Here is a 21,436-nt window from a genome sequence, read left to right as displayed (position 1 = left end):
TATTTATAATAGCATCACTTTCAACCCTCTCTATTTCAAGAGAGCAGCATCTAAATTTCCCATTATTTAGTGTAGCATATTTATCTGCTGCGGCAAGCGCCGATCCATCAACTAACACTACCATTGTCTTGTTAAGGCGTTGCTGTCCAAACAAATAGAATCAACAGTCATATAAATTTGACGGCAATGCCTGTACGAACGTTGACCAATCGCCCGTCGTATAAAGATGAAGGCGATGCATTGCCCTCGTACAAGCCGTATACAGAAGCTTGCGTTCGTTGTCACGGCCGTAAGCTTCGAGTGAAGCATCATACACCAAGACTGCATCGAACTCGACACCTTTGGCGAGATACACAGGAATAACCATCACTCCCTTTTCAAAGCCAATCGTCTCCTTCGTAATGAGCTGCAAACCTTCGCCTCCTTGAATCCGTAAAGATTCATAGGCCTCCTGGCTTTCCGCTCCGGTCTTTGTAATAACGGCGATGGAATCAAAGCTCTCCGCCCTGAGCATCGCGATATCTGCGACAATTTGCGCATTGCGCTTCTCGCCGCTGTCCAATTTACTCAGAAGGGGTTTGGGGCCTTCCCTGTCGAACGGTACAATCGCTTCCCCGTCTGGGAGCATCGCTTTCGTAAATTCGACAATCTCCTTCGTTGAACGATAGCTTCGCAAAAGACGGACAAGGCTTGTTTCGTCCTCCCCGAAAAGGCGAACTAACGGCGAATTGGATTCGGTAAGGCTTGTAGATTGCATGAAAATGGCTTGCCCGAAATCGCCAAGCACCGTCATTCTGGCGCGGGGAAACAGTTTTTTCAGATATTCATACTGAAACGATGAATAATCCTGGCCCTCATCAACGAAGACATACCGGATTTCTGTATTCGTTCGGACGCCTTCAATCAATTCTTTTAGATACAAATACGGCGTTGCATCCTCGTGGAACAGCTCGTTCCGGAGAAGCATTTGCTTGGTCTGCCTGCATATTTCAGGCCAAAGCGAAGGGATGGCAGCCTCATTCGTTTTATCTCGATAAGCCTCTTCGTCGACAAACAATTGGTCATAGAGGCCTTTGACATCAACAAACGAAAATTTCTTCACACTTTTTCTTAGCGGTTTAAAGCTTTCTTGTACGATCTTTCGTCGGAGCAGATTTTCCTCCCTCAGACCGAAGTCAAAGTCACCCTCATCTTCTCGTCGTTGATTGCTTATTTTCTCCCGAACTGTGGCATATTGCTCCGCAATGTCGAATACTTCCCTATCTTTATGAAGCATTTCGAATACTTCGGCGTACTGCTCGTTGTCGAGATAATTCAAATCCTCATGCACCCAAGACGCTTTCCTTTCCATACGTTCCAAGGTGTTCAGTTCATTCATCAGCCATTCTTGCAAGAGAATTATACGATTGTGCAGCGGCATGGACTGGTCATACCTGTAAAATTCAGCGTCCATTCGCTCCGCAGTAATCACTTCACGTTCCCGGAATTGAATACCCTGAAATCGCATGCCTCCCTTGCCTAACCATATTCCATAGTTTTGCAAGGCTTGCAGGAAGGCTTCGGAAGCTTTATACTCCATCCCTTGAAGACGAGCCTTATATCCTGCCATTCCTTGTGCGGTCAGTACATATTCAATCTGATCGAAGGCATCCTCCGGCCGTAACGAGGATCCGAGCCAATAGTCGAGATATTCTTGAAAAGTCGTCTGCTGCATATTCTCTTCACCGAGCTCTGGAAGGACGGTCGAAACATAGCTGGTAAACATCGGATTAGGTGAGAAAAGAATAATTTGATCGGCATTTATCGTCTGGCGGTGTTTGTACAGCAAATAGGCCACACGCTGCAACGCAGCAGAAGTCTTACCGCTGCCAGCCGCTCCCTGTACGATAAGCATCCGGCTTTTATCATTACGAATAATCGTATTTTGTTCCTTCTGGATCGTTGCCACGATACTCTTCATTTGTAAGTTGGCACCTTTGCCGAGCACTTGCTGCAGCAAGTCGTCTCCAATCGTTACGCTCGCGTCAAATACGCTGTCGAGTTGCCCATTTTGAATCTGAAACTGCCGTTTGAGCTCCATCGTCCCTTCGATTCGTCCACCCGGTGTGACATAAGACGCCGCTCCTGGGGAGTAGTCGTAGTAGAGGCTCGCGATTGGCGTACGCCAGTCATAGATCAAAAAGCTCATGCCGTCTTTCTCTACAAAAGAAGATACACCGATGTAGACTTGCTCACTGAATCCAAGCCCATCCTCACGAAAGTCGATACGCCCGAAATAAGGAGATGGGAGCAAACGGTTCATGCTTTTCCATGCTTGGGTCAAGAGCTTGTGACGGCGCTCCCGTTCGGCCAATACCGCGGACTGCTGATTAATCGTATAGAAGGTCTCCTCAAAATCCTCTTGTGTACTTGTGTTGATTGTAACTTCTTCCCAGAACCGCTTGCGAATGTCCGTAGCTTGATCGCGCAGTCCGGCAACCTCCGGCTCCAGTTCAGCAATTCTCTCCTGCAGTTTGTTCCTGATCGAATCCAGACGCTTTTGTTCTTGATGCCAATCCTTCGCTTTCATATTTATTGAACACACTCCTTTTCCGGTTTTTGGGATAAAAAAGAGCATTGACAAATCAAAGTTCTGGATGTAGAATTAGAGTAGGGATAAAAATGAATACATTTATTATTTTGATTTGTCAATGACGCTAACGATTATATCACGGCGTTATTTTGTGTTCAATCATTTTTTTTGTTGAAACAATAAAATAAATCCTTCATAGATTTAAATACTTAAAAGATGACCCTTGAATTTACCAGAGGTCATCTTTTTTTTTATTAAGAAGAATTAGAAACCTATCCTCGTCAATCTGCATAATCTTTAAATAATGACGCTAGCTCAAGACTATCGTAATATTGCCCATCGCTAACTTCTCAACATATCGCCTCCGATTCAAACAATTAGCTCAATTCTTATGTACTTACATATAAAAAGCAAGTTTTTCTTTCAACAAAAAAGCTAAACCTATAAGAAAACCGTAGGGTTTAGCTTTTTTTCTCCATTACTAAAATTTGAATAATCCCATGATGGGCATTATGCTCTTAATCATATTCATTCCCATTCGAATGTGAGGAATCATTTGTCCAATCATCCCCATCATTCCGTTACCGCTATTTCCTCCGTTTCCTGTGTTTGTTGCGTTCACTGTATTTGCGGCGGCATTGCCTGTTGTTCCCGTTCCTGATCCTGTGCCAGCAGCACCAGACCCAGCTCCTCCTAATGCTGTTACTCCACCTAATATTAAATCTAATATTCCCGACACCTGCGCTTTATCTCTATTGGCCAATCCAGAGGTTAATAGCTTCTTCTCTGATCGCATGCCAGAAAGTACTAATTCATTATTTTCAACACTATTTACCACACCTACATAATAGCTTCCGTCTTGAAGCTCCACAACCACAGGCTGACCTAACCATTTTGTTATTTTTTTAGTATCCAAATTTCTTTTCGACTTTTTTTTCAAACCTTTTTTTAAAGGCATTTTTTCTCCTCGCTTTTCTCTATGATCGCTATTAATCTATTCACAATCAAGGGTACTCTCCTGTGCCTTTGATCCCTTTATTAGCCTTTATTGCGAAGCAATTATTCTCATACAAAAAAAACGTCTCTAAGATTAGAGACGTTTCCTATCATCAATGCAATACTTTCAATTGAATCTCCTGAAGGATCTTATCAGCGAAGGATTGAAGCTCTGTCGTACCGAGATCCCCTTCTCCTCGTTTACGTACAGAAACAGTATGATTCGTTTGTTCGTTCTCACCTAGTACGAGCATATAAGGCACCTTGGACAACTGTGCTTCTCTCATTTTGTACCCCAGCTTCTCACTGCGGCTATCCACTTCAACTCGAATGCCATACTCAAGCAATTTGCTTTTGACTTCACAAGCATACCCAATATAATTATCCGATACCGGGAGAACTTTGACCTGAACAGGCGATAGCCAGACCGGGAATTGTCCGCTGAAATGCTCCGTCAACATGCCCATAAACCGATCAACCGAACCATATACAGCACGATGGATAACTACCGGACGATGCTTCTGATTGTCTTCTCCAATATAGGATAATTCGAACTTCTCTGGCATCTGGAAATCAAGTTGAATGGTAGCGCATTGCCAGCTGCGTTTGAGTGCATCCCGTATATGAAAGTCGATTTTGGGTCCATAAAATGCTCCATCCCCTTCGTTAACTCGATAGTGGATGCCACGGTTGTCAAGCACATTCTGCAAGGCAGCTTCCGCCCTACCCCATAACAATTCAGATCCCATATAATCTTCTGGCCTTGTTGAGAGCTCAATTGTATATTCAAATCCAAAGACACTATAAATCTGGTCTATTATTGAAATAACCTGACCAATTTCTTCTTCAATCTGATCCGGACGAACAAAGATATGAGCATCATCCTGGCAAAATGTCCGCACACGCATCATGCCATTAAGAGCTCCCGAGAACTCATGGCGATGGACTTGACCGAACTCCGACATGCGTATAGGCAGTTCTCGATAGGAATGCAGTTGATTTTTATATATGATCATATGTCCAGGGCAGTTCATCGGTTTAAGAGCATACTTGATATCATCGACCTGAGTAAAGTACATGTTATCTTTATAATGATCCCAATGCCCCGACTGCTCCCACATACGTTGATTCATCATTAAAGGTGTTCGAACTTCCTCATAATTGTGCTTGATCTGGACTTCCCGTGAGAAATTCTCCAGTTGGTTGCGCAGGATCATGCCCTTACTCAAATAGAATGGCATGCCTGGCGCCTCTTCCGAGAACATAAACAGCTCAAGCTCCTTGCCAAGCTTGCGATGATCGCGCTTCTTAGCTTCCTCAAGAAGGAACAAATGCTCCTCCAATTGAGCCCGTTTTGGAAATGAAGTGCCGTAAATACGTTGGAGCACCTTATTATTGGAGTCCCCGCGCCAGTAAGCCCCGGCAATCGTAAGCAGCTTAAATGTCTTAATTATCCCTGTACTTGGCAAGTGAGGCCCGCGGCAAAGATCGACAAATTCACCTTGCTCATACAGGCTGATGATTGCAGCCTCCGGGAGATCCTGAATCAGTTCAAGCTTCAGATCATCTCCTAGCTCCGTGAAAAACGTTAGAGCTTCTTCACGGCTGACTTCCCTCCGGCGGATCGCCAGATTCTGGCCGCTAATTCTCTCCATCTCTTTTTCGATCTTGGGTAAATCCTCAGGAGTTAGTGAATGCTCCATCTCGACATCATAGTAAAAGCCGTCTTCGATGACAGGTCCAATTCCTAGCTTAACAGCAGTGTTTCCATACAATCGCTTCAGTGCCTGACCCATCAGATGAGCAGTACTGTGGCGATAAACCTCAAGGCCTTCGGCACTATCCAGCGTTACAATCTCAACTGCCGAATTTTCATGGATGGGCGTATAAATATCTGTCCACTTCCCATTGACCTTGCCGGCAATCGCATTCTTTCTCAGGCCTGACGATATTGAAGCTGCCACCTCTTCGATTGTAATACCTGCCTCATACTCCCTAACTGCTCCGTCTGGCAATGTGATCAAAATAACCATACCTTCACCTTCCTGATTTTAGAAATCAAGTCAAGCGAAATGCGCACAAAAAAAGCACGCATCCCGCAAAGGGACGAGTGCTTGTATACTCGTGGTTCCACCCTAAATTTGACCCCCATAATACGATCAGGGTCCTTATTTGGTATCCTCTAACGGGGATGAGTCGGTGACGATTACTACCGTATAGTTAAGCCCAACGGATTCCACATCACAGCTACAAAGGGGTAACTTCAGCATCATTACAGAAGGAGCTTGCAGCGGTTGCCCCTCTCTCTGTGCAGAATGAATATTGAAATCATGTCTTTGATAATCGCTTAATAGGTGTATCTTGGAGTTGATTATATAGACTCCCTATTTGCCTGTCAAGAGGGCTATAAAAAAGCGGGCTGCTCATCTATACTCGCCTAGCCTGCTGCATCCCCCAATGTTTGATCGCCTAGCTATAAGGGTAAAACATGGAAAATATCAAAAAGAGGTGACGTGTTATGAATGAATTCGAGAAGGATGCAGAGCAAGTAACGAAGAGCGGCAAACGCGATCATCCCGAGCAATACCCGACTGAAAAAGAAAGCTTATTTGACAAGTTTAAGAGCCAGCAAACAGTGGATTCTATTCCTGTAGAGGACTTGAACATTCAAGTGAAGGATGAGCAAAACAAAGAAGAAACAAAGAGCAGCTCTTCAAGTGAGAAAAAGTACAAATAGCTTAAAATTTTGTTTTTAAAAGGGACCTCATCCCGCCTAGAAATAGGCTGTGAGGTCCCTTTTTGCCGAAGCATTACCGATTAATTTTTCCATTCAAAACCTAAAATTTATAAATATCTGGATTTCTAAACTTGGGAAAATTAATCATTTTCTTCTTCGAAATCTAATTCTTCTGGTTCATAACAACCTTCCAAAACGCGATCAAGAAAATACCCCGGGTTATCCAAAAATGCTTTCCAGGTCATATCTTCAAGAAGTATCACAGATTCATGATCAGTATCTATGCTGACAAAACATTGTTTGTCGGGACACCATGTAAGGACACCACTCGAATCGTATTTATCCAAATCAATCAACAAATCATATACACTAAAACCGAAATAGGTGAAGTGTGTAATTTCAAATATTGTTTTAAAAATGAGAAACTCGCAACAGTCTCCTTGAAATTCCATCCTTCGATTGCTTGTTCCAAGCGTTTCAATAACCTGAATTGGCAGACCAGCCACAATAAGCTCTTGTCGTTTGCTATTATAATCATGATATTCTATCGGCTCTCGTTGCTGTAAATAGTATGCAATCTCATGATATCCTCGTCTCTTCGCCAGATGATAGGCCCGTTCTCCAAGCGAATCCGTAAGCGTTATATCCGCACCTTGCTGAACAAGGTATTCAACAATCTCGCGATGATTGCTTCCTGCCGCGATGGCTAACGGTGTTCCTCCGTAGCAATGAACGTTATCCCTCTCATTGTAATTAATATTTACTCCACGTTCAACGAGAAGCTTGACCATGTCCAAACTCCCTTCCCAAGCGGCACCTCTAAGAGACTCTCCACCGTGCATTTGAAGGTCTATTCCTAATTCCATAAGAGCAATTGCTCCTTTCCAATTTTGAAAAGCAATTGCTCGGCTTAATGCGGAATGTCCAACATGATTAATTGCATTTATATCGGCACCGTTTTCCAGAAGCCATTCGAATAGAGGCCTTTTACCATATTGAGCTGCATCAACCATTGCAGGCACCTGTTTGTTATTAATGTTTGCCCCATGCGCAATAAGCAGCTTCATAATCTCATATTGTCTACATTCAAATGAATACTCCAGAGGTATTCCGTATTCGATTGGTATATTAGGGTCCAAGCCTTCCTCAAGCAAAATCCGTACAGCTTCTAAGTTGCCTTCTTTTATAAGCTTTTTTACATGATTCATATTTTACTCCCTCTGAGTTATGTAGTAGGTAGATTCAACTGCATATAGATATCACGGGTATCGCCGTAACATTATCGATTTTGCCTTCAAAAAATTTCATCATCTGTATTTTTCTCGATCGTCAGTTTCCGCTGTTCTTTTTAGACGCTTGTTCAAATGAAACCTTAAATTTGTTGGAAAAAGAAAAGCCAATCTGCTTTATATTTCTAAAATTTTGTACCCATACATATAGCAATTCCAGATGTGTCCCTTCACGAAGCAATTAGAATATATTTCTTCTCTTATTTTACCTAAAGAAAGCCAGATAGATGCAAGTTAATGAACTTTTTGATAATTCAATAACTCTTGCCACAACTTGTCCCTCCAATCTTAAAACTGCACCAAGCATAATCGATGTTTACTCATAATAAATCCTGTTTTTTCAATCATTCTCTTAGACGAAATATTATCATTTTCACAAGAGCAAATGGATATTAATCCATTTATCTTACTAATATTATTTAATTTTGTAAGTATACCAGTTCCAATTCCCTTATCTCTGTTTTCACCAGAAACAATAACTCCAAGATCCACATATGATTCTCTGTGAGGATTTCTCCTTAATTCACCTATGCCCAACAACTCATGATTTTCACTACAAAGCAAATAGCATCCTCCTTGCGTGATTAAATCACTCAAATAATAAGTTAAGAATAAATCATCCATATTTGTATTTTTCAGATAAAAATCACTTATAAACTGAAAGTCTTTTTCTTTAGCTTGAATAAGCTCATTGTCGTCTTCCACCTCGGAAAAATTAGCATCCTGAAATAAGTAAGTATGAACAGATATCTTATTGTGGAAATCCAAACATAATGAAAAGAATAATAGATCAAATGTGAATGTGTTTGCTGTCTGGATTGAATAATCGTATAGAATTTTTTTGAAGATGTTATGAGATAAGGACAAATATTCATCATCCATATAAAATTGCAATAATACTCCATCAGAATTTTTGCTAAAGTATCCTACTACAGCAGTTTTATAATAGATTTTATAAAAATCAGAACTATTGATTATACTGATCCACATTCCATCCATAGTAATGGAAAGATCCTTGAAATATTTATCTCTTAGAGTCTTTATACTAGATAGGTTTTGCAACTTTTTGAATCTAATCATATCCCTATTTCCGCCTTTTCATCGAATTCACCGATTGTAGAACCATCATCTCTCTTAATTATTCCTTATATTATCATTTTGTGGTTATAATAGTAAATCTGTTGGGTCGATTTCGGTTTGAGCTGATTGTTTTGAAAAATTAAAGTATATAATCAAATGCTTATATAACAATTTAATGATTTAAATTCACCGAAAATATAGTTATGCCAAGGATCAATCGCTCCTGTATAATCAATTAATATGCTAAATTATGAAAGGCGGCCCTCTTTTTATGAAAAAAACCTCTTCGATTATTTCATTATTTATTTTATGCCTTGTAGTAGGCAGTTTTTTGTATGTCGTGATTAACAATTCTACAAAAGAGACTATTCTTATTGAAGATATCAAACTGAAAGATCTCATCCTTGATGAAGAGGTCCAAATTAACTATACAGAGAAGCCAACGGTCCTCGTATTCTTCACATCCTGGTGCCCTTATTGCAATGAAGATGCCCCCAAGATCACCTACTTGCATCAGAAATATCGTAATGACATAAATATCTATGGTATTAATTTACTCTATCGAGATGATCTTTCTGAGGTTCAGAGCTATGTCGATAAATATAAAATCAATTATCCCATCCTTCTTGATGATACAGGAGATATGCACAAATTTTATGGCGAGACCGGATTCCCGGCCCTATTCTTCATTAATTCAAAAGGCGAGGTCATAGATCAGATCATCGGATCAACCGATAGGGCTACTATTGAAAATTCATTTCAATATTTATTACAAAACTTTTTCTACTAGCGCAGAAGACCACAGCTTGAAAATCAAAGGCTTTGCGCCATCTCTGCACAAAACGAAAAACCAGAGCCCCCGCTTTGGGATCTCTGGTTTAATCATTCATTAATTAGGAAGTGTCGCTTGATACTCCGTCCACAGCGTATTCAAGTCTATGCCTGTAATCGCTTGGAATTGATTTTCTTTCCAAACTTGAATTCCAGATCCCCCAACATTATAAGGAATCGACTTGGCATTTAACTCACGAATAAATCCTCTTTTTTTATTATCCTCAATCCATCGGATAAAATTCGCTGTTCCGTAAGTATCCCATGTTCCACCCTTGGTGATCCCATAACGATCATGATAGCCGGCTGCATAACGCAAGCTATCCGCTATTCCCTCTACATGGAAATCGCCAAATTGATACACATGGCCCAATTCATGATACAGCATGCCGATAATTTCGTCCCGCAGCGATTGACTAGGAGTAGCTACGAAGTTTTGCAGATACTGGGAGCTGAACGCTACCTTCGAGTTTTCTCCCCCTGAAGTCCAAGCAGCACCGGGTGCGTTCGGAACGTCTTCAACTGTTACTAGTATTTTTTTAGGGCGAGGTGCCTCTGTAGGATTATTGTAGAGCATCTCATTTACTTTGCGCACGATGGCCAGAATTTCTGCTTCTGCATTAGGGAGAGCTTGTGCGAATAAACTGTAACCGGCTGCATCAAGATTCTGAACTTCAATGATAGGATCAACAGCATGCCACAAATCATTGGTGCGGGAGAATTCTACTTCACTGAGCTGCATATGATAGCTATTACTTTGGTTTTTGATATTATTAAGTCTGTAATATTGATAAGCTGTCGTATTGCTACTCAAAAGATAATGTTTGCGTTGATGGCGCAGCTTGAAGGTCTCATCGCTTTTCGTATCCAGAGTCGTCCAAGTATTATTGTCGTTGGATCCTTGCAGGACCCAGCTTTTCGGATCACTTCCGGGACTGTTATTCGCCGAGGTAAGAGCGTAGCCGTCTATCGTTACCTGCTGGCCGAAGTCGAACTGCAGCCAAGCAGTATTTTCATAAGCTGACCATTTAGTTGTGCTCGTTCCATCCACCAAGTTAGATTTAACATCAGTTGGCGCATTGTCACCAATAGCAGTAACAGTAGGCTTAATGGTGCTCAATGTTTGTGAGCTGTTCCCAAAAAGCTTAAGTTCAGCTAATTGCTTCATTCCTCCTATTACGCCCGTGATATTATCCAGCTTCACAAATTTATAAGCCGTAGTATTTGTAAAAGAATAGGTTTTCGTTTGATAGCGTGCAGCAAAGCTCTCATTTTGCCTCGAATCTAGAATGTCCCAGACGATACCATCATTAGAGCCCTTTAATACCCAGCTAGTCGGATCATAATTAGGATTGCTATCCGTGGATGTAATAGAGTACGAGGATACGATAGCTGCTGCAGCGAACTCATACTGAAGCCAACTGTTAGCCGGCTCGTACGCTCTCCAAGTGGTGTTAAAAAATTGATCAAATGCGTATTGTTTGGGACCTAGAACATGATCCTCACCCGCAGTTATCGTACCGCCGACAGCCAAATTTGTCAGTATCGTAGTTGTTGTCGACTCAGCAGCATAAGCAGAAGGAATGTAACCGTAATGACTTGCACCTAATCCTATCGTTGCCGCTAGTAACAAGGTTCCTATTTTCTTCATAGTTTATCATCTTCCTTTTCTCTAAATGATTAAACTCACTTTAGACAGAAAGAAGAGAGTCCCGTGTATCACATATAGGACTCTCTTCTGCTGCATTCCTAAGCTGTTAGTTCGTAAGCGATGCTTGATACTGTGACCAGAGCGTGCTAACACTTATACCTGTAATCGTTTGAATTTGCTGTTCTTTCCACGCTAGAATCTGAGTATCGTTCAGACCATACGGTATGTTGCTCGAAGCGTTCAGCTGGCGAATGAATCCACGATGCTTCGTATCCTCAATCCAACGAATGAAATTCGCTGTACCATTACTTTGCCATACGCCGCCTTGACTTACGTTATAGCGATTATGATAACCCGCCATAAAGCGAAGACTGTCCGCTATTCCTTCTACATCGAAATTACTATATTGATAGGCATGGCCCAATTCATGATACAACATGCCAATAAGCTCATCACGTAACGAGTTGTTTGGATCAGACGCGATATTCATGATGTGTTCAGAATTAAAAGTTAAAGTCTTCTGCGTACTGTCTCCACCCATCGAAGCAGCGGAACCAGGCGAATACTCAATATTGACCAAGAATTTCTTCACATTAACTGGCATATCCGCAGGACTATTATACAGCAGTTCATTCACTTTACGAATGATTGCGAGGATCTCTTGTTCAGCATTAGGCAAGGCCTGCTGGAATAAAGCGTAGGCCGCTGCATTATTGTTCACAATCTCAATAACCGGAGTCTCGCTATGCCACAAATCATTGGTACGGGAGAATTCCACTTCACCTAATTGCATGGTATAACCGCTATGATTAGTCATATTATTGAGTCTATAATATTGATAAGAGGTCGTATTGCTGTTCAAAAGATAGTGCTTGCGTTGATGGCGAAGCTTAAAGTTCTGATCGCTTTTCGTATCTAGAGTCGTCCAGTTGGTCGCATCATTGGAGCCTTGCAATACCCAGCTTTTCGGATCTCCATCAGTTGAATTATTAGTCGATTTAGCTGACGTCAGCGCATAGCCATCGATTGTCACTTGTTCGCCGAAATCGAACTGCAGCCATGCTGAATTGCTGTAAGTTAACCATTTGGTCATGCTCGTTCCGTCTACCAAGTTAGCTTTAACATCAGTTGGCGCATTCTCGCCGCTAGCCGTAACCGTAGGCGTGATTGTGCGGTAGGTTTGTACATTGTTGCCGAACAGTTTAATTTCGGCTATTTGCAGCATGCCGCCGTTCTGAATTCGGTTAGTAATGGAATCAAACTTTATAAATTTATAAGCAGTCGTATTCGTGAATGAATAAGTTTTCGCTTGATGGCGAGCGCTAAACTCCTGGCCTTGTCTGGTGTCCAGATCATACCAAACAATCCCGTCGTTTGAGCCTTTCAGCACCCAGCTTTTTGGGTCTCTATCCGGCTCATCGTTTGCAGATGTAATCGTATATGAGGTAACGACTTTAGCAGTAGTGAACTCATATTGAAGCCAAGCTTGACTGGAGCTTAGTGTTAACCATTTGGAGAATACAAACTGATCGAACGCTTTACTCGCCCCTTCGTATACTCCAATCTCTGAACTAGCTGTTGCTGTCCCGCCTAACGCCAAATTTACCGGTAGAGTCGTTGTAACAGACGTGGCTGCCAATGCAACAGGAATATATCCATTTCCTCCCAAACCCAAACCAATCGTACCTGCTAAAATTAGAACTCCTAGTTTTTTCATATTTCTTCATCCGCCTCTTTCCTTTAATTGTAATATTAATGCTTATTTTTTATAAATTCTGCCTCTTGCACGCACCTCCTTCCTGATTTGTAAAATGATATCACATAATGTCGAGTATTCAAAGTGATATTCTTGTAAATGATTCTCTAGAATCATATAATCATCATATTTTGACACAAAAAAGCCACCAATAAGGTGACCTTTTCCATTAAGAGGATAATAGTATTCTATATATTCAATAAAATAGGTTCATTAACATAAATATTAACTATTCATTCTTGAACCTTGGAATAATCATACAAATCAATGATTGCCCCATGTTCAAACTGCTCATTCAGTAAATACTCAACAATCTGTCGGGCTGTATCCTCAGCTGTGGTCAGCATGCCTTTGTTCTTGATCTCTTCGAATATCTCCGCAGCCGGGAATGCATGCTTATCTTGACTCCTAGCTTCTTTCTGCAGACTCGTATCTATCACTCCAGGCCATATCGAAGCTACTTTGACTGGTGACGCATTCATACTCTGTTCCAGTCCCACGCATTGCGTGAATACGTCCAATCCAGCTTTAGATGCTGAATATACGCTCATTCCCGGAAGTAAATTTTTGGCTGAGCCAGAGGAGATATTAATGATTCTCTTATCCATATCCCATTCCCTTGTAAGTCGAATGAAGAGAGAGGTTAGAATAATCGGAGCCAATAAATTCACCGTAATATTGGTAGTGATCTCTTTCACTTGGCCCGAGTCAATGAACGTTACTGGGGCAATAACAGCAGCATTATTCACTAGATAGATGCCATCGACTTTAGTCCCATCTATTGAGCGGAATATATCCTCCATTAATTTCTCTATTCCACCCACATCATTCAGATCGAACGCCAAATGCTTCCTATTACTATTTAGCAAGGCATCATTACATTCACGTGATAGACAAAACAAATAATGATCAGGTGCATCCAACTGCTTGGCGATAGCTTCCCCAAGACCCCTTGACGTTCCCGTTATAATAAAATATTTCATTTTGAATACCTCCTCTATCATTCAGTTCTTACTTTATTATCAAATAGCATTTAATCCTTATTATAGCATTTTTAAAATTTTTATATAAAAATAAAAAAAATTAACTGCCCCAAAGCAAGCAACTATAGACCAGACCTGAATAGAAAAATAGCCGTACAGGAATAACTTTCCTGTACGGCTATTTTAATGTTCCCATTAAATGAGCAAAGCGTTCTTGGGTTACTTTATCTATCTTTTAAGCGTAATTCTAGTAAGTTTAGCTTAACCTAGAGATCTGGGGCTGCTATCATTGCACATTCAAATTCGCATCCAAAGGTATGCAAATTTCTCTTGCTCGTTTTAATAGGGGGTAAGAACAATCCTCGATCTTCAAATACGAGCATATATAGGTCTGTCTTATACTCATGCAACCATTGTAACTCAAAACTTTCATCAAAATGCGTAAAATGTCTATCATACTTTTCACCGGGAAACTGCTTCATCAAATTAATAAAAGCATTCGATGTAATATTAGCCCAGCCTAAATTAATAATTTTAACAATTTGATTCTTATCGTAAAAGATAATTTTCAGTTTACTTCCTTCATATTCACCAGGTATATGATGAATAAATTCAAAGGTAGCATAAATACCTGAGGCAGGATCAATATCCCTTAGTGTTACCATCAAAAGCTACCCCTTTTCCTGATTAATTCAACAAAAAGTCAAATACCCAACTTGCTTTCTTCCATCTGCCACTTTGAACCCTTTTTGTTATTGAATCATCCGTATCTCTATAAACTGTAATGATATCATTCGAATACTTAGATAATACTATCACATTCCCATTACTAGGGTCTGCTATAATTCTAGAGTTTTCAATAACGTCATCATAGTGTTGTACAACAAACATACCACTCGGTTTCCCTGCTAACAAATTATCCATTACTAATTCAGTAATACCCCATTCTATCGCTCTTTCAATAGCATGTTTAGTTAATACTGTTGTTATTTCTTTGGAGGTTGCTTTGACTGTTTGTTTCGTTCCTTTTTTCACAAGCTCTTTGAATAATACTTGTATTAATTTTACTATTGGATTTCTAGGCTGAACCTCTGAATCAGACTGTATTTCGTTTTCCATTGCTCGGTATGCAGCTTGAATTTCAATATCATGTAAATCTACAACTCTAGATGATGAAGCCGAAACTGGCAAAGCTATGCCTAGCATCATTGTAACGGACAAAAATAAAGCTAACAACTTTCTCACTTAAACACTCCTCTAATGTGATTTCCATTTCTTTCGACACGAATATTCCAATTTTATTATTATAGTGTGAAAGTATGGTTTTAAATACTTTTCAAAGTATAATACTATTAATTTTTAAAGTAAAGAAATATTTTCTATTTTTATATTTGAAATTGATTTTTGTTTGGTTGAACTGGAATCTTTTTAAATACATCTATCAAGCTTTCACCTTAAGCTTAAACGCAGCAGCTATTGAAATTATATTATTGCAGCATTACATGGTATCTATAAACAAAAAAAGATGACTTCTGACGAATCAGAAGTCATCTCCATCTTAATTGCAATGTTAAGCAATCACTTTCCAAACATCTGCTCCTGAAGAACCAGGTGCTTGGCCTTGTGTCCACCATTTCGCTTCATAGTTTACACCGTTATAAGTAACTTTGCTGCCGCCGACATAAGCTGTCGATGCATTCCATGCTGCATAAGTAGTAGGAACCGCAGTAGTCGTTACATTCAAAGTATTGCTTGCTGCGGATACATTGCCTGCCGCGTCAACCGCTTTTACGGTGAAAGCATACGCCGTGTTGGAATTCAATGCTGGAACCGTGTAGCTCAGCGTCGTACCAGTTACAGTAGCTACGAGTGTTGTGCCACTGTAAATTTGATAACCCGTTACTGCTACATTATCTGTCGAAGCATTCCACATCAGCGGCACAGAATTGTGGGTTACAGTACCCATTACATGGAGTGCTGTAGGCGCTGTAGGTGCTGCAGTATCAGGACCTGTTACAGCCAGTGTTGTGAACGAAGCTGTGTTGCTCGAAGGCGATACGTTGCCAGCGGCATCAATCGCTTTTACTGTAATATTATAAGCTGTGTTAGAAGTCAAGCCACTCAAGTTGTAGCTAAGAGCGCCTGTAGTTGTGCCAATCTGCGACGAACCATTGAAAATTTGGTAGCCAGTTACACCAACATTATCTGTAGCAGCCGACCAGTTGATCGTTGCGCCAGTAGTGCCGATATTGGATACTACTGCGCCTGTTGGAGCAGTAGGAGCTACGCTATCAGCAGAACCTGAGAAATTCACGTCGATAACATTATAGAACGCATTTGCTGTATCGGAAATTTCCCATACGGCTAGAATAACTTGATAGCCTGTTCTGCTAGGAACATTACAAGTGTCGGAGTAAGATCCGGAAGGCTTGCCACTGTAAAGTACGTTACAGAAAGGTGTCAAATCGAAGGAATCACGAGTAAGTGCCGCATTCGGATTCCAGTTTTGTTTGGTAATGTAATATTTCCAGCTTGCTGTTGCATGTGGAACCTTCAAATTCCAAGTAAATGTAGTTGTACCTGGGCTCAGGTTCACCTTAGTCCAGCGAGTAGAAGTTTGTTGATCAAGCGGAGCAAACGCTCCGTTAGCGCTTGCAATTTTACCATCAGCAGGGCCAGCAGCCGGGAAGCCTTTCAGTGCCTCAAGACTGTATGGCTCATAAATAATTGCACCACAATTCGTATTTGCTCCGGTCGCACAAAGATCTGCACGGCTGTGCGGATTATCTACATAACCGTGGGCAGAGGCTTGTCCTCCGAATAAGAATAACATGGCAGTTGCCATCACTAGCAGCATGCCGCCAGCCATAAGCATTTTTGTCAGGCCTGCTTGGGGTAAACGTAACGTTGTCATTATAAATTTCCTCCTTCTAATAGTTGAATAGCAATAATTTCCTTGCCGATCTACCAAATGTAAATCTTGCAGCCTCCCCCTTCTATCTCGAATGCAATACTAAATAAGGAAGCTTAGTATCGGTTGTCCTTACCGCTCTGCCAGCAAATTTGTAAATATAAGCTCATTAGGAGCTTATACAATTTACCCTCATTACATCAAAGGAAGCGGTTACATAATTGCTTGTAGCATGAATCTGGAGCACTTGAGTAAGGAATCACAAAACATATTATACCTCATATTACCAATTATACAATAAAACTATATGACTATTTTTTTAAGTTTTTTCTAATAGTTTGCTAAGACAGCAATTATTCAACTAATTCATCCCCATTAGGGATGAATTGTTCTTGCAATCAGCCCTTTAATATCCTGTATCCTCCTCGGCATACTCCTCGTGGAGTTATTCAGCAGATCACATAGAGCGACAAGATCTTCAAGCTTGGCCAGCAGTCTCCAGTTAGCTGCGAGAGCGTGTCCGTGTTCCTGATAACCCTTAATAAAATGCTGCTCAAAATGTGAACCCCGTCCCTCATACCTCAGCATATTACCAATATCCGAATACCGATTCCATGAAAAAGCGAATTCCCAATCTAGAACAGCGGACACCTCATAATGATCTGTACCTTGCTCCATTAATATATTCAATCCGTTGAAATCGGAATGTATAAGGACGGGCTCTTCCTTGCTTTCGGATAGAAAACTGCTATTAGACTTGCAAAATGACCATAATGCTTGAGAGAGCTCCTCCCCCAGCCACTTGCCGCTATCATTCTGGAATAGGCTTTGCTCCATGAAGGCAAGAAAACTCTCACCATTCATGGGGAAGGAATAATTAATCGTTAGTCCCTCTCCCAAAAATCCCGAATCAGTAAACTTATATTCATGAATGCCGGCAAGAACACGTCCTACTGAAACGGCAGCTGAAGCAATTTCGTCAGGGCTGCCCTCCCTTAATAAATCTCGTAAAAGGACGCCTTCCTTCCAGTCCAGCACAGCCCATGGCTTATCCAATTTGGAGCAGCTCATGTCGGCATATAGGAAGTTAGCAACAGGAACGGTTTTTTTTACAAACTTGGCTATAGCATGCTCTTTGCTGGCGACTTCCCCGTTCCCTCTATATAGACGAAGTACATACGGCTTCAAATATCCTTCTACCTCAATTTTATAGTTAGAGTTGCTTAAGCCTGTGCCTATTCGTTCAGCAGTAATAACCCGTCTGCCATTAAATACGGGCTTGAGCACCTCATTAATCATGCTAAGCTCAAGGAATACAGGATTCTCCGCTCTTTCCCAGCCTTCTTTCATATCCCGTCACCCCTGTGAAAGATTATTATAAAGAGGTAGATGATCATCACCATTCCGCGATCCTAATCTACCTCTTTATGGTAACATAATTAACCGAAGCTTTGCCTCATTCTAATGCTTGCTCGCCATATCTAGGCATAAGCATGATTCAGTGCTTCATCCCAGCCATATCGTCTGCGGAGTCATCTCCACCGTGACCACCGTGGCCTGCTCCCGACTCTGATACAATCTCAAGCATGGAATCGACTTCTCCTTGTGCTACGGCAGATAATTCGTTTTCATTCCCTGTTAACCATGCATGATTGTAAGGACCTTCTGTCGGAGATTGCTTATACTTCGGTTGAATGGACATGACATAGGACATGACCGAATCAGGCATTGCTTCTTTATTCGTCCAGAGCAGCGGCGCATGCTTGCCTAAATGGGAGAATGGCGCGGCTGCAAGAGCCAGCTCAGGGGTAGCCAGGCTAATGAACGAGAAATTATGTCCTGGTGCAGTAATCCCCCACCCAAATCCCGTATCAGCATCTTTGTATTTCGCGAATGCAATCGCATTCTCGTATGGGTCTTGCCCTGCAATACGAACAACTTTCCCGTACTTGGATAACTCGTCCATAACTTGGGAGGATATGACCGATTCAGGTCCGATGATATAAATATTCGCTTTCCCATCCCTCGTCTTTAAAGCCTCGACTGTTTCTTGAGGAACTTCATCTTTCCTCACATAGAGCAAAGGCTCGGGCATATGAGCAATCCAGTTCACAGCTGGCAGCGTAAATTCCTTATTATCCATTGACCCCACGATAACAGAAGCCGGAATCTCTTTTGTAACCTCTGCATAATAAGCATCAATGGCTTGTGCAGCAGCAGCCGGATTACCGCCTGCGATCCTATCCGTCTTCATGCCAAGTGCTTTCACTTGTTCCTCCACTGCCGGATCAAGATCCCCTACAAGGATAACCTGTGTTCCATTGTTCAGCTCTACCCCTTGCGGCTGCAGCCGCTTCAGCTCCTGAAGAGTCTGCTTTGGAATGCCGTCCTTATTCACGAATAGAACAGGACCGTTATTCGGATGGTGGATAAGATCACTGCTAGCCAGTGTCGTCTGCCAGTCATTCGGGTCCGCAAGCACTACCCCTCCAGGACGATTATCGCTGCTCGTTGCCATCCATAGCGTTCTGGATATGAGTACGGCTGCCTCTATAGGATCACTTGTATTGATGCGGGTTGTATTCTTCGAGGCCACCCAAGGGATCATTGCTCCCGTAGCCATTTCACTCGAGCTCGCACCTGTCTTCTTGCCCATGGTGTTCATATCATGTCCCCTCGAATTGTCCGATTTATTGAAGCATCCTGTCAGTACAACAGTCATAGCCAGTGCAGCCATTCCTGCTTTCATGATTGCTTTCATCATTTTGCCTCCCATTTTTAGAATAAAAAAAGATCTTCTATAAGTGTAAACCACACTTTTGAAGATCTTATGTAGAGCTATTTGGGGAGTCGAATATGGAATGCTGCACCTTGTCTATTTTCTGCCCATACCTCTCCTCCATGAGCAGCTACCAATTGCTTGACGATCGTTAATCCAAGTCCGCTCCCTCCAGTTGTTCGATTGCGGGATTTATCCGCCCGGTAGAATCTTTCGAATAAATAAGGCAAATCTTCTGGAGGAATACCAGCTCCTGTATCTTGAACAATAATATGCACATGTGCTTCTTCTTCAATAGCTTCGATTCGTACCTCGCCATCTGCTGGCGTAAACTTCAAAGCATTGCTCAAAAGATTGACCAAAATTTGAATCAAGCGATGATGATCGACATGAAGTCGAATAGTTGGATTAGCTTTCCAATGTATTCGTACTTTTTTCTCCCTATAAGCAGCAGCAACCAGCTCGACGCCCTTGGCAATGATAGCTCCAAGCGCTTCCTCTTTTCGTACTAATTGAAAGCCTGGCGATTCAACATGCGTAAGGTCTTCAAGCTCTGCAACCAATTCCGTCAATCGCTCGATCTCCTCATAGCAGGCGTGAATGCGCTCTGGAGTCGGATCCCAGACGCGATCCTCCATTGCGCGCATATGGCTTTTCAATGTCGCGAGCGGTGTTCTTAATTCATGGGCAATATCTTCTGTCATCGTCATTCGGAGCTGCTCTTGCTTCTGCAACTGCTCAGCCAGTTTATTGAGTGAAGTTCCCAGCTCGGATAACTCATCCGTTCCGCTTACAGCGACCCTGGTATTCCATTGGCCTGTTGTCATTCGCTCCGCCACAAGCTTCATCCGCACTAATGGATCAGATATTCGCCTCGCGACATACAGCCCAACGATGACAGCAAGAACAATAGAGGCCAGGCATGTCCATAGAATCGTTTGAATAAGCGCCTGCTCCAGATGATAATTCAATTGTGGAATATCCTCGCTGGAACTCTGTTCCTGATACATCGAGAAGTGGTAATGCGTCTCCCATATAATACTGATTGTAGCAATAAGAACGATACCAACAGCAATCCCTATAATGATTAGGGCCAGACGAGTATGCAGACGCTTCTTCATCCTTCCCCACCTGCAAAGCGATACCCGCTGCCGTACACCGTCACAATATATTGCGGGTCTTTAGGATCTCGTTCTATTTTTTGCCGAATATTTTTGACGTGCTGGTCGATCGTACGCCTATCCCCGTCAAAATCATAGCCAAGCACTTTTTCAATAAGCTCATCCCGCGTGAAATGACGCTGCGGATATTTGGCCAGCGCGAGCAGAAGCTTATATTCGTTTGGCGTTAAATTGACCAGCTCATCGTTACAATATACAAGGTGCTTCAAGGAGTCTATGGTCAAATGACCTCCGTTGAACCTAATTCGGTCTGCAAGCAATTGCATATCCTCCGTTCGCCGAAGAACAGCACGGACTCTGGCAACCACCTCTCTTGGATCGAAGGGCTTAATCAAATAATCATCAGCACCAAGAGAAAGCCCTTTAATCCTGCTGTTCTCGGATACTCTGGCAGTAAGCATAAGAATGGGCACAGAATCCATCTGTCGAATAGTTTGGCATACACGTTCCCCATCTATATCTGGAAGCATAAGATCGAGAATAACAAAATCAATAGATTGATTCTGCACAAGGTGCAACGCTTCACGGCCGGTTCCAGCTTCCATCGTCTGAAAGCCTTCTTTATGTAAATAGGATATCACTACATCACGAATTTTCGCTTCATCATCAACCACTAATATCGTTCGCATAACATTCCTTTCCTGCAGCAGAGTACCAATAGTTCATTGTA

General features: G+C 41.8%; 17 protein-coding genes. 2 read left to right on the top strand and 15 right to left on the bottom strand.

What is annotated here, in order from left to right:
• Nucleotides 1-160: 160 nt before the first annotated feature.
• The 3 genes from helD to thrS all read right to left on the bottom strand — a co-directional run bounded on the left by helD (nucleotide 161) and on the right by thrS (nucleotide 5,601).
• Nucleotides 161-2,569: an RNA polymerase recycling motor HelD gene (helD, locus tag AC50YO_RS01400; RefSeq protein WP_494842345.1), complete on the bottom strand. Its 2,409-nt coding sequence runs from the start codon at nucleotides 2,567-2,569 to the stop codon at nucleotides 161-163.
• Between the two features lie 484 nt (nucleotides 2,570-3,053).
• The gene (locus AC50YO_RS01395) at nucleotides 3,054-3,530 is read right to left on the bottom strand and encodes a hypothetical protein (protein ID WP_494842343.1); all 477 of its coding nucleotides are present in this window, start codon (nucleotides 3,528-3,530) and stop codon (nucleotides 3,054-3,056) included.
• Nucleotides 3,531-3,681: 151 nt separating this feature from the next.
• Nucleotides 3,682-5,601, bottom strand: a complete 1,920-nt coding sequence (gene thrS / locus AC50YO_RS01390) for a threonine--tRNA ligase (RefSeq protein ID WP_494842341.1) — start codon at nucleotides 5,599-5,601, stop codon at nucleotides 3,682-3,684.
• 485 nt (nucleotides 5,602-6,086) lie between these two features.
• On the opposite strand from thrS, the gene AC50YO_RS01385 reads away from it, so the two are divergent.
• Nucleotides 6,087-6,305, top strand: a complete 219-nt coding sequence (locus AC50YO_RS01385; RefSeq protein WP_494842339.1) for a YczO family protein — start codon at nucleotides 6,087-6,089, stop codon at nucleotides 6,303-6,305.
• Nucleotides 6,306-6,445: 140 nt separating this feature from the next.
• Here AC50YO_RS01385 and AC50YO_RS01380 read toward each other — a convergent pair whose 3' ends face one another.
• Complete coding sequence (locus tag AC50YO_RS01380; protein ID WP_494842337.1) at nucleotides 6,446-7,513, bottom strand: ankyrin repeat domain-containing protein; 1,068 nt, start codon at nucleotides 7,511-7,513, stop codon at nucleotides 6,446-6,448.
• A gap of 369 nt (nucleotides 7,514-7,882) precedes the next feature.
• Complete coding sequence (locus AC50YO_RS01375; RefSeq protein WP_494842335.1) at nucleotides 7,883-8,674, bottom strand: GNAT family N-acetyltransferase; 792 nt, start codon at nucleotides 8,672-8,674, stop codon at nucleotides 7,883-7,885.
• 271 nt (nucleotides 8,675-8,945) lie between these two features.
• Between AC50YO_RS01375 and AC50YO_RS01370 the strand changes: the two genes are divergently transcribed.
• Complete coding sequence (locus AC50YO_RS01370; RefSeq protein WP_494842333.1) at nucleotides 8,946-9,464, top strand: TlpA family protein disulfide reductase; 519 nt, start codon at nucleotides 8,946-8,948, stop codon at nucleotides 9,462-9,464.
• 99 nt (nucleotides 9,465-9,563) lie between these two features.
• Here AC50YO_RS01370 and AC50YO_RS01365 read toward each other — a convergent pair whose 3' ends face one another.
• The 10 genes from AC50YO_RS01365 to AC50YO_RS01320 form a co-directional block, all read right to left on the bottom strand.
• A complete protein-coding gene (locus AC50YO_RS01365) occupies nucleotides 9,564-11,156 on the bottom strand; it encodes a basic secretory protein-like protein (protein WP_494842332.1) in 1,593 nt (530 codons plus the stop codon).
• 106 nt (nucleotides 11,157-11,262) lie between these two features.
• Nucleotides 11,263-12,873: a discoidin domain-containing protein gene (locus AC50YO_RS01360; RefSeq protein ID WP_494842330.1), complete on the bottom strand. Its 1,611-nt coding sequence runs from the start codon at nucleotides 12,871-12,873 to the stop codon at nucleotides 11,263-11,265.
• Between the two features lie 272 nt (nucleotides 12,874-13,145).
• The gene (locus AC50YO_RS01355; protein ID WP_494842328.1) at nucleotides 13,146-13,895 is read right to left on the bottom strand and encodes a (S)-benzoin forming benzil reductase; all 750 of its coding nucleotides are present in this window, start codon (nucleotides 13,893-13,895) and stop codon (nucleotides 13,146-13,148) included.
• A 266-nt stretch (nucleotides 13,896-14,161) separates the two neighbouring features.
• Nucleotides 14,162-14,560, bottom strand: a complete 399-nt coding sequence (locus tag AC50YO_RS01350) for a hypothetical protein (RefSeq protein ID WP_494842326.1) — start codon at nucleotides 14,558-14,560, stop codon at nucleotides 14,162-14,164.
• Nucleotides 14,561-14,582: 22 nt separating this feature from the next.
• On the bottom strand, nucleotides 14,583-15,140 hold the full coding sequence (locus tag AC50YO_RS01345) for a DUF4258 domain-containing protein (RefSeq protein WP_494842324.1): 558 nt from the start codon (nucleotides 15,138-15,140) through the stop codon (nucleotides 14,583-14,585).
• Nucleotides 15,141-15,465: 325 nt separating this feature from the next.
• On the bottom strand, nucleotides 15,466-16,809 hold the full coding sequence (locus AC50YO_RS01340; RefSeq protein WP_494842322.1) for a lytic polysaccharide monooxygenase: 1,344 nt from the start codon (nucleotides 16,807-16,809) through the stop codon (nucleotides 15,466-15,468).
• 372 nt (nucleotides 16,810-17,181) lie between these two features.
• Nucleotides 17,182-18,156 carry a phosphotransferase family protein gene (locus AC50YO_RS01335; RefSeq protein ID WP_494842320.1) on the bottom strand — a complete coding sequence of 325 codons (975 nt, stop codon included), beginning with the start codon at nucleotides 18,154-18,156 and terminating at the stop codon, nucleotides 17,182-17,184.
• 148 nt (nucleotides 18,157-18,304) lie between these two features.
• Nucleotides 18,305-19,567: a cell wall-binding repeat-containing protein gene (locus tag AC50YO_RS01330; RefSeq protein ID WP_494842318.1), complete on the bottom strand. Its 1,263-nt coding sequence runs from the start codon at nucleotides 19,565-19,567 to the stop codon at nucleotides 18,305-18,307.
• A gap of 77 nt (nucleotides 19,568-19,644) precedes the next feature.
• A complete protein-coding gene (locus AC50YO_RS01325) occupies nucleotides 19,645-20,706 on the bottom strand; it encodes a sensor histidine kinase (RefSeq protein ID WP_494842316.1) in 1,062 nt (353 codons plus the stop codon).
• Nucleotides 20,703-21,395 (bottom strand): response regulator transcription factor, encoded by a 693-nt coding sequence (locus tag AC50YO_RS01320; protein WP_494842314.1) that lies wholly within the window; start codon nucleotides 21,393-21,395, stop codon nucleotides 20,703-20,705. Before AC50YO_RS01320 ends, AC50YO_RS01325 begins: the two co-directional genes overlap by 4 nt.
• Nucleotides 21,396-21,436: the final 41 nt, after the last annotated feature.

Source organism: Paenibacillus sp. J22P59 (assembly GCF_059383895.1).
The sequence above is the reverse complement of the archived record's forward strand: the minus strand, read 5'-3'. Positions and strand labels throughout refer to the sequence as shown.

Bases quoted from the DNA above. Each gene is read 5' to 3' on its own strand.
- helD (WP_494842345.1), bottom strand. From the start codon at position 2,569: ATGAAAGCGAAGGATTGGCATCAAGAACAAAAGCGTCTGGATTCGATC.
- AC50YO_RS01395 (WP_494842343.1), bottom strand. From the start codon at position 3,530: ATGCCTTTAAAAAAAGGTTTGAAAAAAAAGTCGAAAAGAAATTTGGAT.
- thrS (WP_494842341.1), bottom strand. From the start codon at position 5,601: ATGGTTATTTTGATCACATTGCCAGACGGAGCAGTTAGGGAGTATGAG.
- AC50YO_RS01385 (WP_494842339.1), top strand. From the start codon at position 6,087: ATGAATGAATTCGAGAAGGATGCAGAGCAAGTAACGAAGAGCGGCAAA.
- AC50YO_RS01380 (WP_494842337.1), bottom strand. From the start codon at position 7,513: ATGAATCATGTAAAAAAGCTTATAAAAGAAGGCAACTTAGAAGCTGTA.
- AC50YO_RS01375 (WP_494842335.1), bottom strand. From the start codon at position 8,674: ATGATTAGATTCAAAAAGTTGCAAAACCTATCTAGTATAAAGACTCTA.
- AC50YO_RS01370 (WP_494842333.1), top strand. From the start codon at position 8,946: ATGAAAAAAACCTCTTCGATTATTTCATTATTTATTTTATGCCTTGTA.
- AC50YO_RS01365 (WP_494842332.1), bottom strand. From the start codon at position 11,156: ATGAAGAAAATAGGAACCTTGTTACTAGCGGCAACGATAGGATTAGGT.
- AC50YO_RS01360 (WP_494842330.1), bottom strand. From the start codon at position 12,873: ATGAAAAAACTAGGAGTTCTAATTTTAGCAGGTACGATTGGTTTGGGT.
- AC50YO_RS01355 (WP_494842328.1), bottom strand. From the start codon at position 13,895: ATGAAATATTTTATTATAACGGGAACGTCAAGGGGTCTTGGGGAAGCT.
- AC50YO_RS01350 (WP_494842326.1), bottom strand. From the start codon at position 14,560: ATGGTAACACTAAGGGATATTGATCCTGCCTCAGGTATTTATGCTACC.
- AC50YO_RS01340 (WP_494842322.1), bottom strand. From the start codon at position 16,809: ATGACAACGTTACGTTTACCCCAAGCAGGCCTGACAAAAATGCTTATG.
- AC50YO_RS01335 (WP_494842320.1), bottom strand. From the start codon at position 18,156: ATGAAAGAAGGCTGGGAAAGAGCGGAGAATCCTGTATTCCTTGAGCTT.
- AC50YO_RS01330 (WP_494842318.1), bottom strand. From the start codon at position 19,567: ATGAAAGCAATCATGAAAGCAGGAATGGCTGCACTGGCTATGACTGTT.
- AC50YO_RS01325 (WP_494842316.1), bottom strand. From the start codon at position 20,706: ATGAAGAAGCGTCTGCATACTCGTCTGGCCCTAATCATTATAGGGATT.
- AC50YO_RS01320 (WP_494842314.1), bottom strand. From the start codon at position 21,395: ATGCGAACGATATTAGTGGTTGATGATGAAGCGAAAATTCGTGATGTA.